Annotated in this window: 15 protein-coding genes; 10 read left to right on the top strand and 5 right to left on the bottom strand. The window is 48.1% G+C overall.

Annotation, left to right across the window (positions count from 1 at the left end; genetic code table 11):
- Positions 1-467 precede the first annotated feature (467 nt).
- From hpsA to H6F90_RS08605, 5 genes are all read left to right on the top strand, one after another.
- Positions 468-6,359, top strand: a complete 5,892-nt coding sequence (hpsA, locus tag H6F90_RS08625; RefSeq protein ID WP_190551986.1) for a hormogonium polysaccharide biosynthesis protein HpsA — start codon at positions 468-470, stop codon at positions 6,357-6,359.
- Positions 6,360-6,395: 36 nt separating this feature from the next.
- Positions 6,396-7,088 (top strand): prepilin-type N-terminal cleavage/methylation domain-containing protein, encoded by a 693-nt coding sequence (locus tag H6F90_RS08620; protein WP_199295799.1) that lies wholly within the window; start codon positions 6,396-6,398, stop codon positions 7,086-7,088.
- A gap of 90 nt (positions 7,089-7,178) precedes the next feature.
- On the top strand, positions 7,179-8,297 hold the full coding sequence (hpsC, locus tag H6F90_RS08615; protein ID WP_190551984.1) for a hormogonium polysaccharide secretion pseudopilin HpsC: 1,119 nt from the start codon (positions 7,179-7,181) through the stop codon (positions 8,295-8,297).
- 46 nt (positions 8,298-8,343) lie between these two features.
- Positions 8,344-9,030 carry a prepilin-type N-terminal cleavage/methylation domain-containing protein gene (locus tag H6F90_RS08610; RefSeq protein ID WP_190551982.1) on the top strand — a complete coding sequence of 229 codons (687 nt, stop codon included), beginning with the start codon at positions 8,344-8,346 and terminating at the stop codon, positions 9,028-9,030.
- Between the two features lie 142 nt (positions 9,031-9,172).
- Positions 9,173-9,730, top strand: coding sequence for a Tfp pilus assembly protein FimT/FimU (locus H6F90_RS08605; protein ID WP_370587979.1), 558 nt, complete (start codon positions 9,173-9,175; stop codon positions 9,728-9,730).
- A gap of 93 nt (positions 9,731-9,823) precedes the next feature.
- Here H6F90_RS08605 and glgB read toward each other — a convergent pair whose 3' ends face one another.
- The 3 genes from glgB to H6F90_RS08590 form a co-directional block, all read right to left on the bottom strand.
- Entirely contained in the window at positions 9,824-12,127 is a 2,304-nt protein-coding gene (glgB, locus tag H6F90_RS08600; RefSeq protein ID WP_190551977.1) for a 1,4-alpha-glucan branching protein GlgB, read from the bottom strand.
- 482 nt (positions 12,128-12,609) lie between these two features.
- A complete protein-coding gene (locus tag H6F90_RS08595; RefSeq protein WP_190551975.1) occupies positions 12,610-12,924 on the bottom strand; it encodes a hypothetical protein in 315 nt (104 codons plus the stop codon).
- A gap of 510 nt (positions 12,925-13,434) precedes the next feature.
- Entirely contained in the window at positions 13,435-13,581 is a 147-nt protein-coding gene (locus H6F90_RS08590) for a hypothetical protein (RefSeq protein ID WP_190438965.1), read from the bottom strand.
- Positions 13,582-14,297: 716 nt separating this feature from the next.
- Here H6F90_RS08590 and H6F90_RS08585 point away from each other — a divergent pair.
- The 4 genes from H6F90_RS08585 to H6F90_RS08570 all read left to right on the top strand — a co-directional run bounded on the left by H6F90_RS08585 (position 14,298) and on the right by H6F90_RS08570 (position 19,451).
- The gene (locus tag H6F90_RS08585) at positions 14,298-16,466 is read left to right on the top strand and encodes a GAF domain-containing protein (protein ID WP_190551973.1); all 2,169 of its coding nucleotides are present in this window, start codon (positions 14,298-14,300) and stop codon (positions 16,464-16,466) included.
- A gap of 159 nt (positions 16,467-16,625) precedes the next feature.
- Entirely contained in the window at positions 16,626-17,336 is a 711-nt protein-coding gene (gene rpiA, locus H6F90_RS08580) for a ribose-5-phosphate isomerase RpiA (RefSeq protein ID WP_190438955.1), read from the top strand.
- Positions 17,337-17,357: 21 nt separating this feature from the next.
- Entirely contained in the window at positions 17,358-18,590 is a 1,233-nt protein-coding gene (locus H6F90_RS08575) for an aldo/keto reductase (protein WP_370587978.1), read from the top strand.
- A gap of 99 nt (positions 18,591-18,689) precedes the next feature.
- The gene (locus H6F90_RS08570; RefSeq protein WP_190551971.1) at positions 18,690-19,451 is read left to right on the top strand and encodes an HAD family hydrolase; all 762 of its coding nucleotides are present in this window, start codon (positions 18,690-18,692) and stop codon (positions 19,449-19,451) included.
- A 173-nt stretch (positions 19,452-19,624) separates the two neighbouring features.
- On the opposite strand, the gene H6F90_RS08565 is transcribed toward H6F90_RS08570, so the two are convergent.
- Positions 19,625-20,014 (bottom strand): RidA family protein, encoded by a 390-nt coding sequence (locus H6F90_RS08565; protein WP_190551969.1) that lies wholly within the window; start codon positions 20,012-20,014, stop codon positions 19,625-19,627.
- Between the two features lie 278 nt (positions 20,015-20,292).
- Positions 20,293-20,766: an NUDIX domain-containing protein gene (locus H6F90_RS08560; RefSeq protein ID WP_370587977.1), complete on the bottom strand. Its 474-nt coding sequence runs from the start codon at positions 20,764-20,766 to the stop codon at positions 20,293-20,295.
- Positions 20,767-20,830: 64 nt separating this feature from the next.
- On the opposite strand from H6F90_RS08560, the gene malQ reads away from it, so the two are divergent.
- Complete coding sequence (gene malQ / locus H6F90_RS08555; protein WP_190551967.1) at positions 20,831-22,339, top strand: 4-alpha-glucanotransferase; 1,509 nt, start codon at positions 20,831-20,833, stop codon at positions 22,337-22,339.
- The last annotated feature ends 74 nt before the right edge of the window (positions 22,340-22,413 follow it).

Genomic DNA, 22,413 nt, shown 5'->3' with positions numbered 1-22,413 from the left:
TATAAAAACTCAACGTTCTCAGCAAACTTTGCACAAGGCTGATAATTTTTTCAATACGAATGGGTAAGATAGTGACGATCGACTTTATACACAATCTTTACAAAGTTGTGATGAAGTTATACCCTATGCTCTCAAAGCAATAGTTCTTGTGTGTTTCCGGCCTGATGTTTGCCTGTATTGAAGGTCTATTCTCTGGATTACACCTCCAATCGTGGGGAGTTAGAATCTATCTCATTCAGCAAGTTAACTGGAAACTTCATGTTGAAACATCCCTGCATTAGTGATTTTCCGGTTGATTCAACCCGTTCAAACTTGCTAAGACAGAGCAATCTACCTTGAGAATATTAAGACTTTATCTGTGCCTGCCTAATTGCGCGCAATTGCCGCAGCAAGCTTGCCTCTCTTCTATTTTTAGTCGCTTTTACTTTTAACTTACAGAACTTTTCATCTGGAACAGGAAAGCCACCATGCCAACTCGCAAACCAGCTACCCACAATAAGTTAACGAATTGGCTCCTACGCAGCCTACTCGTGGTTGGTCAGCGATCGCGCCTGACTAATTCCGGTTTTGTCTTGCCCACGGTGGTCATGGTGTCACTAGTGGTCGTCCTCTTAACGACCGCGCTTATCGTACGGTCTTTGGACCGCACTAAGAATGCGAGCAATGCCAGAGTGAACCAAGCTGCATTGAATGCTGCTGCTCCTGCGCTTGACCGTGCTAGGGCGAAGTTAGATGCTCTGTTTGAGGACCCCAACTTACCAAGGGCAACTCCAGCAGACCGTCGATTGCGCGACGTGATGGACGATTCGAAATATACCTTTCCTGATGAAGTGCGCCTTAAGTTGGTTGCTGATGCGGATAACAACGCCACAGCTGGAGAAAACTCTAATCGGACTGCGGTCACCTACAGCTTAGAAAATGACGAAACTAGCCGACAAGGTTGGAAGTTTCCAGTTGATACAGATAGCAATGGTCGCTACGATGCTTATACTTTTTATTCCATTGCTTGGCGACTACCACCTAGAAGACCAGATGGCACCTTTACCAGAGGTCGCTCTCCCTTAGAAGCGCGGACTCCGCCCATGTCAGTCAATAACATTGGTGGACAATGTGCGACTGCGGCTGGTACAAGTGCTTCCTTGGTTGGCAACTCCGGTTGGTATGCTAGCAACGGCAAAATTGTTAAAAGCTTTTCTGTATATGCTGCTACAGTCCCGATTGCTAGTGGCGACCCAGTCCTGACAAATAACCGCTATGAAGCTAACAACAAGAACAAAGGGATTTCGGTTCTAGAAGTTCAGCAAGATCGGAGTCGAGTTCCGCTAAATAATAACGCTGTTCTTTATGAAGATGATCTAGATATTACCCCTGGTCCGGAATTCAAGCTAAACGGACGTGTTTTTACCAATAGCAACCTCTTTACAACTGGAGATAACGTTACTCTTTTTCAGGTAAGTAGTCAGAACTCCTGCTATTACACAGAAGATAACAGCAGGATTGAAGTTGGAGGCAATGTTGGTAAGGGTTCCTTAACAGGTAATACCGTAACTGGTGATAATGTAGGCATTCACCTATTTAACGGAGCTGGAGTAGAACCCAGGGCAGACGTATTTCAGTCTACTGACCAATCAACCACGAATAACCCTAGAGAAGTTGCTTACAATAGCAGAGCTTATACGCTGCGGATTGACTTTTTAGTACGTGCAGCTCAGCTACGAGTAGCAACCACTGATCCTAAAGAAGTGATAGAAGACACCGCGAGACGTCTAAGAGAAGATCCAGGTCTAGGTGTAGAGGCTCGACGTAGATCGTTAGAGCGGTATTTTAGAAATCGTACACGGCGGATTCCCTATAGAGAAGTGCCATTTGGCCAAGAAGCGGCTTTAGCTGTTGGTACATATACTACTGCTACTGTCTTTGCTGGACGGGATACTCCGTTGCGTCCACCTGATGAGTGGGCTTTACCTGCCAATCTGACCACAGGGGCAAGTTTTAATAATTTGGCTCTTGCGACTGCCAAGCCAGAAGCGACTGACTCAGAAACGAACAGAACAGATCGCAAGGAAGCTCGGCTTGGCGATCGCATGCTTATTGGTAATGGATTGCCTGCTGCTTGGTTCAACGGTTTGAGGTTTGTTGGTAGGGGTGCTGAGCAGCTCGTCCGTAGAGCTGGGGGCACTCCGGAGAAGTGGACTGCTCGAAACACTATCGATCGCACCCGCAGTACAAGGGTGGATGAACTGAGTGACTTAGGTGATACAGGTCGTAACGGCTTCTGGGAACAATCGGCGGCTCAAAAGCCAGAAGATAAGCTGCAAGCGGTGGGTGGTTTACGAGTTGTTACTGGCGCAGGCATTTATTCGGCAACCCCTACTAACACCTTCCTACCTGCTCCACCCGATAGCAACCTTACAGATAATCCAGCACCACCTGCCCTTCCTATAGCAACTTATAATGACCCGAACACTGCATTAAGACAGGAATCCTATCGAGTTGTTTGGCCAGACAGCATGCCCATGTCCCGTGCTGATGACCCAAACACGCCTATTGATGAGAGTACACTGTCAGGGCACCTCAAGATGCGAGCTACTGCGGTGTATCACTATGACATTAACTCGTACGACCCTAATGTACCTACGACTTACCAAGCTCCTATTGCTTGTGTTAGTAGCTATTACGACCCAACCAATGCCCAGACGGCCAGAAATCCGGGAGGTGTAGGTCTTCCAGATGTTAGTGGTGGTATTGACACTAGCGCGGCAGCCGATGGACAGATTGACAGACTGTACAATGGTGACGCTCCAGGCGCTCAGCCTGCTGTAGGAGTTGGCAAGTCTAACAATGGCGTTAGCTATGGTCCTGGTACTACTGCTACTCTTATTACTGCTGGCCCTGGTCCCGATCCAACAAATGATCTGTTTTTACCAGAAGAAAGCAATGTGGCAGTAGCTGGCAACTTACGAGCTAAGCTCAATTACCAAGCTAATTTGGTCTTCCCCAATGGCCGTTTTGCGAATGAGCCACTTCGCAAGGCTTTAACAAATTTAGATGCTGGTAACAGGCTGAGTTTAGCTGACCAGTCTGCGATTGACTCTAGTCTTTGCGGCTTAGAAATTGCCAGCAATAGTTTGACTCCCAGTGAAGCTAGGATTCCACATGGTGCTATTAAAGAAGCAGCCTTCTTGGATGGGAGACAAGTTAAGGCCTTAGAAGGGCGCTCATTTGCCATCACTACTGGCTCTTCTATCGCAAATGTACGTACCTATACTGTCTCAAATCTCTCGGACGTAGGTGACACTGGCACATTAACTCCTCGAATTAGAGTGGGTGACGTTGTTACTGTTCAAGGCTTTGCAGGTGGTAATAATGAAACATTGCTCAATGTTGTTAAGGGTACTGTAACGAGAGTTGTTCCTGACGCTAGCGCTCCTCCAAACCCCAGTGGGACTATTGAAGTTACAGCTCTTGCATCTGCTACTGTTGGCGCTACCACTTCAAGTAAGGCAGGAATTACGGAACTGCTGACAACTCGCTCCGACCGAGCGATTGAAGATCGGCAACCCCTAGAAGTTCGGACTACTGTCATTGATCTAAATAGAATCCGCAGTCGACCTATTACGGGAGGTACAGTCTCAGCGCCATTAGGGATGCAGGGAGAATACGTGCTACCCAACAGCGGTATTATCTACGCCACTCGCGATGATGCTACCCCAGACTTGAGTGAGCCTCTGCCCACAACAGTAGGGCTGACAGATGAACAGCGGCAAGCAACACAGCAGCTTCTCAGCCCAGTGGATTATAGGCTCGATCCATCTCGCCGTCCCAGCGGCATCATGCTGGTCAATGGTAGCAGGCTAAATCGGACAGACGACAATACCTATCGGGCTGAAGAGAAGGGTCTCATCTTAGCTACCAACTTGCCTGTTTATGTTCAGGCAGATACCCTTCGGGGAACCACGGACGCGCTTAAAGGATTTAATCTACACAACAGCGAGGAATTTACCCAAACGCTCGCTACGATAGCTGACTGGGACGTTGACGATTTCTATGACGCCCGCACTACGCTTGATCCTCAATTTGCTTGCCGTCCTGGCACTCCGGGCCTCAATTGTGGCACAGGAGATTTCTGGCGGCCTGCTTCTGTAATTTCTGATGCTGTTTCTCTGTTGTCTGATAGTTTTGCGTTGGGCTACCGGGCTGATGGCGACTACGACCTCCGCAATAATGCTCAAGATAGCTGGGCCACAGTGAAGAAGCGCAGACAAAATGGTTTCTTCGACAATAGCTTTGTCACCAGTCGCGCCTTTACGGATGCAGACTACAGAGGTAATCCTGACACCCCACCAACAACTTACCGTCCTAGCTCTTACTTCAACAACTTCATTACACCAATTCAGCGTCGGGTTAACACGCATGAGTACCTGATGGAAATGTGCGTTAAGGTACCTGTCTCTTCTTGTGGGCCGACGGATTGGTGGGTAAGACCTCCTAGAACCAATGGTCTTGCTGATGTTGGCTTAAAAGCAACTGCAGCAATTGGAGTTCCTTTAAACATTGGTACGACTCACACAGCAGGCACAACCTCTCAACCTGCTGCCCCTGGGTTCCAACAATATGCCCGCCGTATTGCCTTTGCCCGCAACGTCTACGGGGCGCTTGAGTTCACGCCAATGGTGGCAGGAGGGAAGAGTGAGGCAACCGCGATTCCTATTGGAATTGATGGTGCTGGCGCGATCGCTAGATTTCCTTACACTGGTGCCCCACCCCGCAAACAAGACAATACGTTGTGGTTTGCAGCTGTTAAAAACGTCAATACCGTCGCTAACCTAGGCTATGGCCAACCTGGCTATGCCCCCAACCGGACTTACGCTACAGATCAACCGCTCTACTATTTACCCCCAGACAAAGGTGGCGAAAAGCTGATTCTGCCAGACACGCCTGAAATCCCAGGTGTACCTAGCCTCAATGGTCCTGGCAATGAAGATCCCTCTGACTATACCGCTTGCATCAAGAACTCAGGTCAGTCGCAAAGTTATCAAGTTACTGGATTTCCAGTAGGTGCAACCTGTAATAATACAACCCTTGAGACCAGAATCCAGACTGTTAGGGACTTACTAGGAAACGCCACTGTACTACCATCTCTCGGAACTTTGACTAAGGGCACTCAGATCCTGACTGCCTCTAGGGATGTTAACGTTTACGACATGGCCAGCGGCAATCCCTCCTTTGACCCTGGGGCGAAGATTACTCTAGTAGGTAATTCTGATTCCATATTCATTCTTCGAAACAATGCCTCTGTTGAGTTTGGCCGAGATGGACAACCTGGGGTAACTCTCGATCTACAGGGCGTTAGTCCTAACAACGTTTTCTGGGTTTCTGACGGTGCTATCAAGTTTGCAGATGCTACAGCAGCAGCACCACATGAGCTAGCAGGAAACTTCTTTGGCAAAACCAACATGTTTGTTGGTGCCTATACGAAGATCTTCGGTGGTCGATTCCTAGGGTTTAGCAACAATAGTCAAGCTATTCCAGCTACCTCCTCACTTACAGCAGTTACTGCTGATGGTCAGCCACTGCTTGCACCTGTGCTTCAGACTCAGGTTACGACTGGTAGCCCTACAGACACCAACGATCTCAGTTCCATCGCTAGTAACAACGTTGTTAGCAATAACACTCGCTGGCAGCAAAGAGCTACAACCAATAACTTTAATTTAGTGATTGCAGCGGGTGACTCTCCAGCGCGGGTGGCCAATACTGCTGATACAACTAACTCTTGGATTGAAGGCGGTGGCGGTTTACATAATTTTCCACGCTTCCTAGAAAATTGGACTAGGGTCAAAGCTAGAATCGCTGGTTCTTTCATTCAGATCAAGCGAAGTGCCTACGCAACTGCACCGTTCCAACCTGTTGTGGTCGCAACAGACGCTAGCTTCGTTGAGTCTACTAATCCCCAAACTGCGACAGGCGTTAGTTTGTTCGGATCTGACTATCGGCAGGCCTATAGAACAGATAACGGTGAAATTGGGAGCAGCACCAATTGGGGTAAACACCCCTACTACGAGCCACCCAACCGGGAGTGGGGTTTTGATGTAGCTTTGCTAACTCAGTTGCCCGACTTGTTCGCTCAGCGATTCACTGCACCTACAGGTACTCGAGACGAGTTCTTTAGGCAGGTCGATCGCAGTGACGCTTGGGTACAGACGTTACTATGTGCAGCCCAACCTCAGAACCTCACCGATCCTCAAGCCCGTCAATCTGGGGTGGCTCCTGCTGGGACAACCTTTGTTCCTGCCCTCCAGACCAATAACCCCTATCGGCCTGCTTGTACTGGTATCGACGCAGGCTACAACCGTCCTTAATCTCTAACTCAACAACCCTAGCCCTGGTGGTGGACTATGATGAAACACGTTCAAACCTATCTTTCAGGTCGGCTAAAGTCTCCATCCTCTAAACCCGATTCAGGTTTCACGATCATCGAGTCCTTAATGGCGATCGTTGTATTAACAGTGCTGTTGATCGCGATCGCCCCACCAATGGCCATCTCCGTGGCTTCCAGGGTCAGAGCTAGGCAAGTTGAGCTAGCCACTCAAGCAGGGCAAGGATATATTGACAGTTTGCGCTCCGGTGCCATTAGTCCACCCGATAAAGCTCGCTGTGCAACCGATATCTTGCCTAATAGTGGTGATCCTTGCCTCGCCCCACCTGCAGCAGCACTTCTCACTGCTCCTGATGAAGGAACCTTAATTAATGCCAACGGCAATGCTAGTTCCACAGATCCTCAGGACTTTGTGATCCAGGCAATCCGCACTCGCACCAGCGCAGATACTAATGCTGACCCAGTTGCTAGAGGGGAAGCAGCTAGGCGAGAAGGCTACGGCCTATTAATCAGAGTCTACCGAGGAGACGCAGATGTTTTCACAGGGGGCGCCGGCACCCCAAGCACTACTCCCGTAGCAAACCTCTTTACAGGTGCAACTGCTAAAGGAGGAGGGTTCCGCAATCGACCTCTTATCGTACTAAAAACTGACATTGGTACTCGGAGCACTAGCAGCAATATTCAACAAAGGATTCCTAACCTTTTCAATTAGTAAGCACTTCTGGATTTAGCTTCAGGATTCTCAGCACCAAACTCAACTGTACGAACCTCACGAAACCTAAAAGAGACAGAGGACTGCATTTTGTTTAACATCTTCAAATTTCTAGCCAGCAGTCAACAGCAGAGTTTAAAGCCAAAATCTAAAACTACTGGCTTTACTCTGATTGAGCTTTTAGTTGCGGTCATTATTGCTGGGATTGTAATTAGCTCATTACTAGCGTTCCTGGTCAACATCATGACTTCTGAGCGCAAAGAGCGAGCTAAATCTAATTCTGAGCAAGAGGTTCAGGCAGCGTTAGAGTACATGGTGCAAGATCTACAAGAAGCTGTATATGTCTATGACGCTTATGGCTTGAATGGCGATCCTAACGTCACACCGCAAACGCCGATTCGTAATCAAATTCCCCCAGTTAAGCCAGTGACGGGTTGCAATAGCACTGCAACTTGTGAACCTGTCTTAGTATTCTGGAAACGTACGTTTTTTAATAGAAATGACACTGTGAGTGGGACGACCGTAGGCAGCGTAACAGGTGACAATGATACTTTCGTTTACTCCCTTGTCGCGTACTACTTAGTTAAAAATCCTGCTAACAGTCTTTGGTCCAACGCCTCACGGATTGCCAGATTTGAAATTCGAGACGGCATTCCGACAGGTAATACAGGTTTTGCAATTAATCCAGATCCAGGATTTGTTCCCTTCGATTTAGCTTCTGCGGATACCATACCTGTAGCCATGAACAAGTGGAAATCAGGAACTACTCCCACTCGCTATACATCAGTTGCAACTCAGGCTTACCCCGATAAGTTGCAAATTCTAGTGGATTATATTGATGACACTCGATACGACAGTACTGCTATAGCTCCACTTCACTCAATCAGCACTGCTCCTACTCAAGGCATTCTAGACTGTAGAAACCCAACTAAAGGGGCTTTAGGGGGTGACTTGACTGTTGCTACACAACCCGGTGCGCAGAGAATTCCTGCTGACTTTGAGACTGCTACCTCTGCCAAAACGAGCAGCTTCTACGCCTGCGTCAATTCTACAACCTCGTCAGTATTGCTGTATTTGCGGGGCAACGCGTTGGCACGTTTGGTCCAAGACCCCAGCAGACGTGTGGCTAACCAGAATAACCTAATCTACTTACCATCTAGTGAAGTACGGATCTTTGGACGTGGCTTCTTTGGTAACACTGACCAGTAAGCTTTGCTCTCCTCCTTCTGCTACACCACTCTGTATAGACATTATTATGAAGAGTTTATTATCGCAGCCAGACCAGCAAGTATTTCCTAGAAAGGTTAGCTTTGAAAAGCTTGCTTTGAGATACTTATCGTTCGCAAAAGCTCCAAAAATTTCTGGATTTACTCTTATAGAAATGCTGGTAGTAGTGATCATGATTGGGGTGTTGGCTGCGATTGCCGCTCCCGGTTGGCTTACATTTGTAAACCGTCAGCGCGCGATTGCAGGTCAAGACCGAGTGTTAGGAGCTTTGCAAGAAGCTCAGCGTGAAGCTAAACGCCAAAAGAGAAGCTACAGTGTCAGCTTCCGCAATCAAAACCGAGTGCCACAATACGCTATTGCTCCTGTAGGTACACCCGATACTAGTAAAGGTTGGCAAAACCTTCTCAGCTCTGACAACATTAAACCAGGCCAGCTTCTTGTCTACACTAATCTCCAATCCGAGAACAAAAAAGTTGGCTCCTTTGGGACTATAACGCCATCAGGCGTAATCACGTTTGATTACCGAGGTGTTCTTCCTCTTGATGCTGACACAGGCTTACAAATTGCTGTTGCTGTTCCTCGACGTGATGATTCAACCCAGCCTGTTAATGGCACGAAGCGTTGTGTCACTATAAAAACGATGTTGGGGACGATGGAAGCTGAAAAAAATAACTATACTTCTTCTACTGGAAAAGGTTGCTACCCTGGCTCTTAAAGCTTTTTCCTAGTGTCAAATTATCAATTTTTAGACTTAAGAAGTCAGTTTTTAATCCACCTTTTTTTATATCTTATATTTTTTTGGGCACTCTGAAAACAGGTTGAAATCAACCTGAATCACACTATCAGGGTGCTTTTTTGTGAAAACTATAGGTTTTTATCGCCAGTTTTATTCCGTGTTTCCACAGCCTTCTAATAGAGGTTTCACGGTTTTAGAACTCTTGGTTACCATTGCTATGGTTGCTATTGTGAGCGCGATCGCTGCACCCAGTTGGTTAGCTTTTATTAATAATCAAAGTCTTATTGCTACTCAAGACCAAGTTCAACGCTCACTTCACGATGCCAAGCGCAGTGCTAAACAAAACAAAGCCACTTGGCAAGTAAGTTTTCGCGAACCCAATGGTACTGGTCAATGGGTTGTTCACCCTAGAAGTGCCAATATCCACACCTTATCTTGGCGCAACTTTGATTCTAGGGTGAACATCGACGAGAATGAAACTACTTTTCTTGAATCTGGTGGAGTTTGGCGGATCCAGTTTAACTACAGGGGGCATGTGAACGGACAGCTAGGACGACTTACGCTCGTTTTACGCCAAGGTGGTAAAGCAAAGCGCTGCGTCATTACTTCTACGTTAATTGGAGCAATACGGACTGCTAAAGAGCGTCCAACTCAGCAGGATGGAAAATTTTGCTACTGAGGTTGTGAGGTTGGGGCTCTAACGCTCGTAAGAGTAGCAAAAGCAGCTATCCCACAAGCGTTATGAATTTAGTTTTGCACAGTCAGAGATTAGTTAAAATTGTTCTCTAGAGCGAACAGCTCCTTCTGTTTTCTGGCGATTGAGCTTCAAAATAACGACGCCTAAAGGTGGCAGGCATAGATCCATTGAGTAGGGGCGATTGTGATAAGACCATTCTTCTGTCCATTTTCCGCCTAGATTACCCATGTTGCTGCCGCCGTACTTGCGGGCATCACTATTAAATAACTCTGTATAGAATCCTGCTTCAGGAACCCCAATGCGGTAGTGGGCATGCGGCTGCGGTGTAAAGTTGCAGATAGTAACTACGAAATCATCAGAGTCTTTGCCTTTACGAATGAAGGAAACTACACTGTGACGATTGTCGCTACAATCAATCCACTCAAACCCATCATTCGAGAAGTCTTGAGTATAAAGTGCAGGTTCAGCTCGATATAAGTGATTGAGGTCACCTAGGAATTGCTTGAGTTTTTGGTGCGAGTCGTGTTGTAAAAGGTGCCAGTCCAAGTCAGCCCAAACATTCCACTCACTCCATTGGCCAAACTCCATACTCATAAATAGAGTCTTCTTGCCGGGATGCGTGAACATGTAGGCATAGAGACATCGCAGATTCGCAAATTTTTGCCACTCGTCTCCTGGCATCTTGCCAATCATGCTACTCTTGCCATGCACGATCTCATCGTGAGATAGCGCTAGCATAAAGTTCTCGCTGAAGGCATACATGATGCTGAAGGTGAGATTGTTCTGGTGGAACTGGCGAAACCAAGGGTCCATGTTGAAGTAGTCCAACATGTCATGCATCCACCCCATGTTCCACTTGAGGTTGAAGCCTAAACCACCGACATAAGTAGGCCATGACACCATTGGCCAAGAGGTAGACTCTTCAGCGATGGAGAGCACACCAGGAAAATAACTAAAAATGGTGTGATTAGTTTGCCGTAAGAAATCAGCGGCTTCAATGTTTTCTCGGCCACCATATTGGTTGGGTAGCCATTCTCCTGGATTACGACAGTAGTCGAGGTAGAGCATGGAGGCGACTGCGTCTACTCGAATACCGTCAATGTGATATTTGTCGAACCAAAATAGAGCATTGGCTACTAGATAATTCCGGACTTCATGCCGACCGTAGTTGAAAACTAAGGTGCCCCATTCTTTGTGCTCACCTTTTCGGGGGTCGGCATGTTCATAGAGATAAGTGCCATCAAAGTTGGCCAGACCATGACCATCTTTGGGAAAGTGACCAGGTACCCAATCCACAATGACCCCAATGCCGTTTTGGTGGCATTGGTCGATGAAATACATTAAGTCTTGAGGGGTGCCGTACCGAGAAGTACAGGCGTAGTAGCCAATGACTTGATATCCCCAGGACCCATCGAAGGGGTGCTCGGCGATCGGTAGAAGCTCGATGTGAGTAAAGCCTAACTCTTTGACGTAAGGAATGAGGCGATCGGCCAATTCCCGGTAGGTGAGAAAACGGGCTCCAGGCTTGAGGTCGGAAACGAGAACGACAGGCTCCGCTTCGCCATTGGGTAAGCGAGCAGGTTCAGCGGAGGAACCATGCAGCCAGGAACCCAGATGGACTTCGTAGACCGAGATGGGTTGGGTGAGCGGTTCTGTGTGGCGACGCTGCTCCATCCAATCTTGATCATTCCAGGTGTAATTGTCTAGGTTGGCGACAATGGAGGCTGTTTTAGGCCGAATTTCTTGTTGAAAGCCAAAGGGATCAGATTTTTCGTAAATATGTCCCGCTTGGTTTTTAATTTCGTATTTATAGCGATCGCCCTCTGTTAAGGCTGGAATGAATAGTTCCCAAATCCCGGAAGGACCTTTACGCATTTGATGCTTACGGCCATCCCAGTGGTTAAAGTCACCTAGAACAGAAACGTTACGAGCGTTGGGTGCCCAAACTGCGAAATAAACGCCTTTGACCCCTTCGACTTCTGTCAGATGTGCCCCTAATTTCTCGTAAAGGCGATGGTGGTTACCTTCAGCAAACAAATGTAGATCGAAGTCTGTGAGGTAAGGAGAACGAAAGGCATAGGGGTCGTAGATGACACGCTCATGATCCCCCTCTTGAATGCGTAATTGATAATTAGCTAACTCTGGAGTATCAATGGTGCATTCAAAGAAATGAGGATGATGAATGGGTTGCATCGCATGCTCTGCCCGTTCTTCTGGCAAAATCACCCAGGCTGCGTCTGCATTGGGCAGATAAGCTCGCACGACCCAAACAGTTTGGCCATCCCTTTGTACAGCATGAGGGCCTAAAACTTCAAAGGGGTCATGGTGCTGATTCCAAACAATCCGCTCAATTTGCTCAGGGGCGACGGTCATTGACATGAAACTACCTACCTAAACGAGATTATTGAATGCGTTCCAAATCGGGAAAAAGGTTTTGTAATACGCGTGTGCTCTGAAATCCAGAGGCTCTTGTTTTAGTTGAGAGAAACTGAAGGCACTGAAAACCTTTGAAAGAATTAGCATCAACAGCGTACGCCCACTTCGAAAGTTGAATGGGATGGGGGTGTGTAACTGATAGCTGTCAAGGTGTATAAAACCCAAATGTAAAAATCAGGTAATGAACTGTAGTAAACCGTAGCAAATCATAGCTAAAGTCTCAAATCATCTGCCTAAATCCAGACATGTTTGCGGTGGTCAGGTAGGGTTTACTGGATGAGTTCTGGCTATTTCTCGGGTTAGGCAGGCAAATTTTGTCAGAGATGTTAGGAAAAACTAGGTTTGCTGCTAAAGCTGAAAACTACGAAGGTGGGTGTGCGATCGCGATCTCAATTGGCGCTCTTAGAGGGAAAAGACCTAGCTAGTCAGCGCAATAAGAAGGGAAAAAAGGTTCGAATAAACTGGCGTAAGCGTAGTAAGGTGATGGTTCGTCTGACCTGAGGAGACAACTTGGGATCAATAGGCGGTCCTGCTTCTAGTTGGGCTTGTAACTCAGCGTACTGTGCTGGAGTCAGGGACTTTCCATCTACGGGCGATCGCGCTTCAGTAATAATTTCCGTCCTTAGAATTTCTTCAGGGGTATCCTCCGCAGGGGGTAATGCATAAGCAAATTCAGTAGCTAAAGCAAACAAGCAGACAATCGAACCTAAGATAGAAGTAGCGCTGAGCTTCAAGCCCATAAGGAATATTTGCCTTTTATGGTTCATGCAGACAGCCTTTTTCTGTCATCCTAAGCTACAAAGCAGCGATTCCTAACTAGGTAAAGCATTTTTCAAGGAATAAAATCTCTTAAAAAATTAATAAGGTTGGGTTAGCAGTCAACTTGGCGATCGCTGAGGCCTTGGTTCAAGTTACTTAGTGCCCACCACAAATTTTAGCCACCGTTAAATAACAATAAGCTCACAAGAGCCAGTTTGCTAAAGCTTGGAATGGTTGCCAAACTCGACTACTGGGCTCTTGTAAGCCACCAAATTAATTACAGGGTTGTTAGAGGACGGCCACCTTCAACCTAGATCCAGTTCATATAGCGATCGGTCTTAGAGCAGTAGGACGCTAAAAGCTTGACTTGGACTGCAATAGGTTGTGAGGAGCAATCTCTTGGCTGTTTCATACTTTGAGGCTAAATCCACTATTCAGGCAGTTTTGTACACTGACTGAGGGATAGGGCTTGTCAAGTATGGGAAAAAAGCCTAGGGAGATGTAGTAGGAGAGGTGGTTGGGGAACCCGCAGGGGATTCACCAGGGGAAGGGCTAGTAGTGGTATCACCACCACCGCAAGCTCCCAAAGCAGCGGCCAAGCTGAGTACTAAGGCGAGGCTAATTACTTTCTTATTCATACACTCCTCTTTCACTATCTATGGCAAGGATAACAAGTTGCTAGTTGAATACAGCACTGGGCTCGCTGGACCTTCCTGCTGTAAAACAACAGGATTTCTAGGTTGCTGATTGCCTAAGGATTGCTCCTCAAAGCTCTACATAAAGTAGGTTAGTTCAGGCTGTAGTACCTAACCTTAGCAATTCGTCTACCGAGATTGCCGGGATGATCTAAGCACCTACCAACCATAAAGCTAGTAGTTTCCCAGTTTCTTTAGGTACTGAGTTATTTGTAGCATAATTAATGGCTTCCAACCCAAGAGGGCAAAAAGCCTGTTTCTGAGCGAACTGGCAAAACCTTTAGCTGATGTAGACATTGCGAGTGATCTGCTCTTCATTTCACGAAAAGTATGGTGGTGTGAGATTAAGTAGATACAAATCAACTACCAAAGGAAGCAACGATACTGTTTAGGGATGTGTCAGTCTTGGCTGGCGGCAGAGAACTTACTAAACAGAAAATAAGGTTGAAAAGTATTGTTTGTTGTTGAGTTGTTTCCTCGTCCGTGTGTTTCAGTAGAACGTAAGCTTTGGCACTAGCTGATTGATGGCTCGATAAATGTCAAATAAACTACTGAAGTTTTCGCTCAAAAGCGTCATCTTCATAGGGATTTCAGTGTCAGTATTTGCAGTTTGAATCTAGAAGCATCTATCGGTCCAATGGTAGACTCTCTAGTGCCTTATGCTCTTTCCCCTGTTACACCGTGTGTTTCCCTTTACCAACTTTTCTGGTCGGCTAGCTCTGAGCCAGTATCATCAGCAAAGCGCTCTATTGCGCAAGATTGTTGACCGCATCCGTAATTCTTTGGAGTTGAACGTTGTACTTCAAACAGCGGTGGATGAGGTTGGCACGTTACTGAATCTGGATTACTGTGCTTTTTTTTGGTATTTCAGTGACACTTGCCGAGTGCAGGTTGTCTGTGAACGCCTAGGCAGCGATCGCGGCTCCCAGCTAGGCTATACACCATTGGCCGCTTTTGGAGATGCGGCTGAGGCGATCGCCCAAGGTCAGTTGATTGTGAGTTGTGGCGATGCTCATGCTTCTGCTACTAGTCGATGGCTCAGGCAGTGGCTAGCGAAATGGCAACGCTCTAAAAGTGGGCTCAATTTTCAGGTGCTGGAAGCACGAGCCAACTTGTTAGTTCCGGTTCTGGATCGAGCTGATTCCATCGGTTATTTAGTTTGCTTGTCAGACCAACCTCGCCGCTGGAAAACAGCCGAGGTGGAGTTTATGGCGTCGTTGGCACAGCAGTTAGAAATTGCAATTCGCCAAGCTCGGCTTTATGAGCAGACACAACGGCAGGCCCAACGTGAGCAACTGGTAAATCAGATTACCAGCCAAACTCGGCAAAGCTTTGACCTGGAAACCATTTTGACGCAGGCGATCGCGCAGCTACTAAAAGCGCTAGAGGCCGATCGCTGTTTAGTACATTTAGTGGAACATGGTGAAGTAGAGCCACTGAATGTACTACCACAACTTGTCCAAGAATCCATCCCTGGCACTGCTTTTCGGCGCAAACACTTATACGAAATTTGCCGAGAATCCTTCTCCCCTTCCATTAACGACTTTGACACGCATGGCCCCATTACTCAGTGGGTGATTCAGCATTGCCAACCTGTGGTGATGATGGATGTGGCTCAAGATGAGCGAGTCGGTCCCTACAACGAGGAATATAAACAAGCCCAGATTCAATCATCCTTAGTGGTGCCAGTGCAAACCAATGGGATTCTGCACGCCATTTTGTACTTAAACCAGTGTTCTCATACACGCTATTGGTCGGACAACGACCAGCAACTCGCTCAGGCAGTTGCTGACCAATTAGCAATCTCCATTCAGCAGGCAAATTTGTATGCTCAAACTCAGCAGCAAGCCTTAGAGAGTGCAGCTCAGGCTCAACATTTAGCAAAAACGTTACAAGAACTGCAACTCACTCAGGCTCAGTTGATTCAGAGTGAGAAAATGTCCAGCTTGGGGCAAATGGTGGCAGGGGTCGCGCATGAAATTAACAACCCCGTTAGTTTTATCTACGGCAATATTCCTTATATTGAGCGCTATATCGAGGAGCTCAACCGCCTTTTGGTTGCCTATCAAGTCCACTATCCGCAACCAGTGGCAGAAGTCCAAACTTTGATTGATGAGGTAGAACTTGGCTTTCTGCTCAAAGATTTGTTCCGTATCCTGAAGTCGATGAAGGTGGGTTCCTCGCGGATTCGGGAAATTGTGCTGTCGCTGCGCAACTTCGCCCGCCTGGATGAGTCGGGTCGCAAAACTGTGAATTTGCATGATGGTTTAGAGAGTACTTTAGCGATCTTGCAAAATCAGTTAAATGAAATCCAAGTGATTCGCGATTATGGCGCTCTGCCGTCGCTAGAGTGCTATCCGCGACAACTCAATCAGGTTTTTCTAAATTTGATCACCAATGCGATCGAAGCGCTCAGTGGTGGGGACACCCAGAGCAAAACCATTACGATTCGGACAGAACTGGTCTTGGGTGTGTCAGGAAAGGAAAACTTTGCCCGGATTGCGATCGCGGATAACGGCCCTGGGATTCCTGACGCACTTCGATCCAAAATTTTTGATCCCTTCTTCACTACCAAAAAAATCGGTCAAGGAACAGGACTCGGCTTAACCGTCAGCTATCAAATTGTGGTCAATCAGCATCAGGGCCAACTCCGGTGCCACTCTGAGCCAGGGCAAGGAGCCGAATTTGCGATTGAGCTACCCGTGAAATATTTTCACTTACTCTCAAATCCGCAATCCTTGGAGCAAACCTCTACATTGGCCTCTGAATTTGCTCGGGTGACGGAGGCGATCGCATCGGTGCCGACAGTTGTTGCTCCAGAAGCTTAATCCAGGGCAACTTTTACTCATGTCTCGATTGAGTCCTGCCCTGACTTTTGCCAGGGATCAAAAAACGTGAATTGACTCAGCAGACTAGGCACGGAGTTCACTTTAGGTCATGCTATAGACCGTGCAGATTAATCCATTGATATGCAAGGAGCTTTGGGAATGACCGCGTCAGTAGACCCCATTCAGTTGATGAAGCAAGAAGTTGCCAAGGCCGCAGCCGCTCGTGTGCACTCCGGTTCTATTGTGGGGTTAGGCTCCGGGTCAACCGCAGCATTGATGATTCAGTATTTGGGCGATCGCCTGCAATCTGGAGAACTCAAGGACATCAAAGGCGTGCCGACTTCCTTCCAATCCTCGGTACTGGCGAAGCAGTATGGCATCCCCTTAGTGACGCTAGATGAAATTGAGTATATCGACATCGCGATCGACGGAGCCGATGAAGTTGACCCGCAGCACAATTTGATCAAGGGTGGCGGTGCAGCTCATACTCGCGAAAAAATTGTGGATGCCTTAGCCAAAGAATTTATTGTGGTGGTGGATAGCTCTAAGCTAGTTGATCGCTTAGGTACTACTTTTAAGCTGCCTGTTGAAGTGATCCCGATGGCAATTACACCAGTGGCACGGGCGATCGAGAAGTTGGGGGGCAAGCCAGAACTGCGGATGGGTGTCAAGAAAGCTGGCCCCGTGATCACTGATCAGGGCAACATGGTGCTAGATGTAAAGTTTGACAGCATCGACAACCCCGCTGAGATGGAAAAGACGATCAACAACATTCCCGGCGTTTTGGAAAATGGTTTGTTTGTCGGCCTAACCGATCTCGTGTTGGTCGGTGAAGTCAAAGATGGGCAGCCGATTGTGCGCGAAGCATAATTGTGGAATTAACCTGGCAATGTGGGCGAACGACCGTTCGCCCCTACCGTGGTAGAGACGCAGGGATTAAAGATGCAGTATCGGCGGTTTGGGCGGACAGAATTATCCATGCCTGTGTTTTCTTGTGGAGGAATGCGCTACCAATACAAGTGGCAAGATGTCCCCAAAGATACAGTTCCTGCTGATAACCAACAGAATTTAGAGGCAACGGTTCGACGGGCTGTAGAACTAGGGATCAACCACATCGAAACGGCGCGGGGATATGGTAGCTCCGAAATGCAGTTGGGAGCGGTATTACCGAAACTGCCACGCGACCAGCTAATTGTGCAAACCAAAATCATTCCGACCGCAGATCCGCAAGGGTTTTTGCAAACCTTTGAGCAATCAATGGCTTACCTGCAACTCGATCATGTGGAGCTGTTGTCGTTGCATGGCGTGAATAATGCTGAACTGCTGGAGGATTGTCTGCATCCAGGTGGTTGTTTAGAAGTTGCGCAAAAGTTGCGATCGCAAGGCCGAGTGCGGTTTATTGGCTTTTCCACGCACGCACCTTTAGAAGTGATTTTGCAAGCGATCGCCACGGACCAGTTCGACTATGTGAACTTGCATTGGTACTACATCAACCAAAACAATTGGCCTGCGATCGAGGCTGCTGGGAAGCACGATATGGGCGTGTTTATCATCAGCCCTACCAATAAAGGTGGTGACCTCTACAAACCCCCTCAAAAGTTGGTGGACTTGTGTGCGCCTCTCGGCCCGATGGTCTTTAACGATCTGTTCTGTCTGAGTCACCCCCAGGTACACACGCTGAGTATTGGTGCATCTCGCCCCAGTGACTTTGACGAACATCTGAAAACCTTAGACCTACTCGATCGCGCTGATGAAATTTTGCCTCCGATTTTAGCTCGTCTAGAACAAGCAGCGATCGCGGCTCTAGGTGAAGAGTGGTGGAAAACTTGGCATGTTGGCTTGCCTAAACCTGAGGCAACCCCAGGAGGCATGAACATTCACACCATTCTCTGGTTGCGAAATCTAGCGATCGCTTATGACATGGTGGATTACGGCAAGATGCGCTACAACTTGCTGGGTCAGGCGGATCACTGGTTTCCCGGTGCCAGAGCTGAGAAAGCGACAGAGCTAGATTTACGGCAATGCTTGGCGAACAGCCCTCATGCTGACAAAATTCCAGCACTCTTAGCTGAAGCCCATCAAATTTTGGGTGGTGCAACGGTACAGCGGTTATCGCAAAGCTGAGAGATTTTGCCTGCTTAACCTTTGACCCTAATTGAGATAAAGTGCCAAAGGGTTGAACTCGCCTTTGGAAATTCTCTCATCGTTGGTTGACGGCTGATTATGACCAAACTGCAAGCACTAATTTTTGATGTCGATGGCACCTTGGCCGATACCGAGCGGGATGGTCATCGAGTCGCTTTTAATCGCGCTTTTGCGGAAGCTGGGTTGGATTGGGATTGGACTGTCGAGCTATACGGAGAACTGTTAGCCGTTACAGGCGGCAAAGAGCGAATGAAGTTCTACCTCGACAAATATCGTTCAGACTTTCAGCGTCCTAATAATTTGGACGAGTTTATCGCAGGGTTACACAAGGCTAAAACCAAGCACTATACGCAACTACTCAGCGAAGGCAGCATTCCGCTGCGACCTGGGGTGAAGCGGTTGTTGGATGAAGCGCGTGCCCAAGGGTTTCGTCTGGCGATCGCGACTACGACCACTCCTGCCAATGTCACAGCTCTTTTAGAGAGTACTTTGGGGCATGAAAGCATTGCCTGGTTTGATGTGATTGCGGCGGGTGATATTGTGCCAGCGAAGAAACCTGCTCCTGACATTTATTTCTATGCTTTGGAGCAAATGCAGATTGCACCTCAGGATTGCATCGCGTTTGAGGATTCACATAATGGCTTGATTTCAGCTGACAAAGCGGATCTCAAGACGATTGTGACGATTAATGATTACACCAAAGACCAAGATTTTCCAGGAGCTGTAGTGGTTTTGGATCATCTGGGTGATCCGGGTATGCCGTTTACGGTGCTTTCTGGTGAGGTGGGCTGGACGACTTTTATGGATATGGAGTTGGTGCAGCATTTGCACGGTCGCTAGGCGATCGCATCTACTTGATTGAGTTGTCTTAGTTGGAGTTTGTGAAATCCGAGCCTTGAGGGCACCTGCCCTCAAACTCCCGCTGAGGGACGGTTGCGTCCCCCAGGCCCCCTCCAAAAGTGCTTTGGTTGGCCAAGTGGGGCTCTCCTGAGGAGGGTTTTGTTTAGGTTTGGTTAGATTACGGCGATGCAGTCGATTTCGACTTGGACATCTTTGGGGAGGCGGGCAACCTGGACGCAGGCGCGGGCTGGGGCGGTGGCTTCGTCGAAGTGGCGGGCGTAGATGCCGTTGACTGCTGCAAAGTCGTTCATGTCAGCTAGAAATACTGTAGTTCTGACCACATCCGCAAAAGTGGCTCCTGCTTCCTTGAGGATGGCTTCCAGATTGGCCATTACCTGCTCCGTCTGCCGCACCACATCACCCTCACCCACGATCGCTCCTGTTTGGGGATCAAGTGCGATCTGTCCTGCTACAAACACCAACTGCCCACTCGCCGCGATCGCCTGATTGTATGGCCCCACCGGAGCGGGAGCCTGCTCTGTCCGAATTACCTTGCGCGTCATATCCCTTCAACCATCACTATGAAACCAAGGCATTTTCTCATGAAGTGAGGAGAGAGGAGTGAGGGGAAAGGAGGAAGGAGCCAGGAGTCAAAGGTCAGGAGTCGGGAGTCAGAAGCCAGAAAAGAAAAGCACATAAAACTCACCTCAATCTCGAAATACCCACACTCAACTTCGTCTGGAGGGGGTCTGGGGGACGCAGCCGTCCCTCAGCGGGAGTTTGAGGGCAGGTGCCCTCAAGGGTTCGGATTTTAGTCAAAACCCAAACGCCTCACAAAAACCTAGACCAAGCGAGGTCGCAGCCCATAATGCCGATACCGCCAATAATCCCGCAAAATTCGATCGTGATCGAAACAAAGATTCTCAGGTACCCGCCAAGGCTCAAATAGCGCAATTCCCTTCGCGTCATCTCCCGCCTGCGGCTCCCCCTTCGCCACCGCAACAAACACCACACTCATCGTATGTTTACGCGGGTCACGACTAGGGTCGGAATAAACCTGAAATTGCTCAATCAACTCAACCACTAAACCTGTTTCCTCCTGGGCTTCCCGACGGGCTGCCACCTCTACAGGCTCCCCATAGTCCACAAAGCCGCCTGGAATTGCCCAACCGTAAGGCTCATTCAACCGCTCAATCAGCACAATGGGGCGATGAGGGCGATCGCTCAGCTCAATAATGATGTCAACGGTGGGGATTGGATTACGGTAGGTCAAAGGTTTCAACTCCTGAAAGGGAGGCAGAAGTAATTCTACCAAGGGAAGATTCCGCTAAGCTGAGGGGTGGCTACACTGACAGAGTATTTTTTGGAGGCAAATTTCTATGCCCTTTCCCCGTGCCAGTGGTATCCTGCTACATCCAACGAGTCTACCCGGTCGTTATGGCATTGGTGATCTAGGGCTGGAAGCGTACCAGTTTATCGATTTTCTGGCTCGCAGCGAACAGCGCCTGTGGCAGATATTGCCTCTAGGCCCCACAGGCTACGGCAACTCTCCGTACATGAGTTTTTCGACGATGGCAGGGAATCCGCTGCTGATTAGCCCTGACATTCTGAGAGACAATGGCTTTTTGAGTGAAGATGACCTCCGCGATGCTCCTGGCTTTGCGATCGACAAGATTGATTTCGAGCAGGTAATTGCTTGGAAAATGCCTTTACTACGGCAAGCCTGTGAGAACTTCAAGCAGAAAGCTAGCCCAATTCAACGGACAGAATTTGAAGGTTTCTGTCGGGGCAAAGCGACTTGGCTAGAAGACTACAGCTTATTCATGGCGCTGCTAGAGGATCAGGAAGGTGGTAGCTGGGTGGAATGGCCTGAGGAACTGCGGCTACGCAAGCCAGAAGCGCTGGATCTGTGGCGAGATAAGTTAGCGGATCAGATCTTCTTTCAAAAATTCTTACAGTTCGAGTTCTTTCGGCAGTGGAGAGAACTAAAGACCTACAGTAATGCTCAAAACATCCGCATTATTGGTGATATTCCCATTTATGTCGCCCACAACAGTTCCGATGTTTGGGCTAATCCAGAAGTGTTTCAACTCAATTCCGAAACAGGTCAGCCTCTAGAAGTTGCGGGTGTGCCACCCGATTATTTCTCTGAGACAGGGCAGCTTTGGGGCAATCCGCTTTACAACTGGAGTTACCTGGAGTCCACCAACTTTACTTGGTGGGTGGAGCGAGTCCGGGAAATCCTGGCCCATGTAGATATGATTCGCATCGATCACTTCCGAGGATTAGAAGCTTACTGGTCGGTTCCTGCGGGTGAAGAGACGGCAATCAATGGCCAATGGGTTAAGGCTCCTGGTTATAAATTGTTTGAAGTGATTCGTCAACAACTTGGTAGTCTGCCAATTATTGCTGAGGATTTAGGGGATATTGATCAAGCTGTGCTCGATCTGCGCGATCATTTTGGTTTCCCTGGCATGAAAATTTTACATTTTGCTTTTGGTAGTGATGCCAAAAATTCTTATCTACCTTTTAATGTGGACGCGAACAGTGTGATCTACACAGGTACCCACGACAACAACACGACGTTGGGCTGGTATCAGCAAGCACCAGATTACGAACGCGATCGCCTGCACCAATACCTTGCCTGCACTGGGCCTTATGGCATTGTTTGGGATCTCATCCGTCTAGCTATGAGTTCTGTGGCCAATCAAGCCATTATTCCAATTCAGGACGTGTTTAGCTTGGGTTCTGATGCCCGGATGAATGCGCCTGGTACATCAGAAAATAACTGGGCTTGGCGATTCCGAGCCGAGGCAATGACCCAAGACTACAGCAACCGTCTCAAAGAGATGGTTTACATCTACGGTCGCCAAGGGGATAAGGTGTAGAGTTAGACGCGATCGCCCTCTGGCATGAACACCCATTTTTATCTTGCCAGCTTTTCTTGATCTATCTGGTACGG

The organism is Trichocoleus sp. FACHB-591 (genome assembly GCF_014695845.1).
In the GTDB taxonomy this organism is placed as follows: Bacteria; Cyanobacteriota; Cyanobacteriia; order FACHB-46; family FACHB-46; genus Trichocoleus.
This window is presented reverse-complemented; position numbering and strand designations above follow the sequence as displayed.